Raw genomic sequence first — 1,375 nt, 5'->3', positions numbered from 1 at the left:
ATGACGGAAACTCCAATAGCATAATTTCTAAAGGTTTGGCTATGAGATTGGTATGTTGTTGCCTCTTTTTGTTCTAAATTGTATGAAAAATATTCATTTTTCAAAGCTTTATAATTACATAACTAAAATAATAGATTATAGAAGCGGGTAATAGTCCCGCTTATTTTTAATTTGAAAAAAGGACAAAATGTTGTACATTTTATCTATAAAACAAGGAGATGAGACTATGACAAATATTGCTAATTATACAAACAATTTGATAAGCATCATAAAAAAGTTAAACAATATAGGGATGTGAAAATTGTTATGACGAAAAATGATGAAAACGCGTTTATTATGTCTGTATCAGATTATAGAAGTATACTAGAAACGATATATTTGAATCAGTCTCCTACTAATGTAAGACACCTCGAAAGTTCATTAAAAAGCTTTGAAAATAAACGAACATAAGAATTGATAATCTATGTCTAAATTAGTCGTAGTATTCTCAAGGGGAACTTCTATTTAAATCATTTGTGTACGCAGTGTACGTTATAAGATTGTTTACTGTCGAAGATGTGTTACTATATGTTTAAGAAGTATGAATGATCTATAAATAGTTTGTTAAATGAATATTTATAATCTTTACAGGATACGATTCCAATTCATTTTCACTGTTAACTACTTTGTAGATTATGATAGTTGAATCTAAATTTCTTTATATGTTATTAGGTGTTTGTATTGTGTTATCGATACAGACGCCTATTTTTATATTCTATTTTGCTATTCAATAGGTAATAAACACAATAAGTGATTAATGGTTTATTGGTATATCAACTTACAAAGTTTTCTCAAGGTTAACTACTGTTTTTTCTTCTTAAGTATACGTGCATAAGGTTGTTTTCCTTGAATATAAACATTTTTCAATTTTCAATATTAAATGTGAATTCTAAATAATCAATATAATGCCCCTTTTCACTTTTATTTATTTCTAAATTTGGAGATAGTAGCATGAATACTTTAATATTTGTATTTAGTAAACGTTTATCAACACACCAAAATTATGTCCTTTAGGAATATTGAGGCATTTCTTAAAATCATGAGTTGAATTATTCAAAGTGTACGCAGTACACAAGAAAAGTAATGAAATTGTTTAAAGAGTACGTAGTGTACTTTGTTTACATATAGAATTAAAAAGGAACATTATAAGAACTAAGCTAACTAAAAAGAAAAGAGATGAAATCATGAGAGAGCAATTAAGGAAATTTAAAAATCAAGATGTTGTATTAACTGGAGAATTAAAAAGTGTGAAATATAGACGTTATTCAGATAGATTTAGTATATATAAGGAAAATGTTCATATACTACTGAAAAATGTAAAAATAAATGGTGAAAT

At 26.3% G+C, this 1,375-nt stretch carries 1 protein-coding gene; it reads left to right on the top strand.

The window, feature by feature from the left end; genetic code table 11:
- Positions 1–306 precede the first annotated feature (306 nt).
- On the top strand, positions 307–450 hold the full coding sequence (locus F890_RS19350) for a type II toxin-antitoxin system Phd/YefM family antitoxin (protein ID WP_159333807.1): 144 nt from the start codon (positions 307–309) through the stop codon (positions 448–450).
- Positions 451–1,375: the final 925 nt, after the last annotated feature.

Source organism: Acinetobacter sp. CIP 64.7 (assembly GCF_000369745.1).
Classification (GTDB): domain Bacteria; phylum Pseudomonadota; class Gammaproteobacteria; order Pseudomonadales; family Moraxellaceae; genus Acinetobacter; species Acinetobacter fasciculus.
The sequence above is the reverse complement of the archived record's forward strand: the minus strand, read 5'-3'. Positions and strand labels throughout refer to the sequence as shown.

Coding starts and splice junctions, on each gene's coding strand:
- F890_RS19350 (WP_159333807.1), top strand. CDS start 307: ATGACGAAAAATGATGAAAACGCGTTTATTATGTCTGTATCAGATTAT.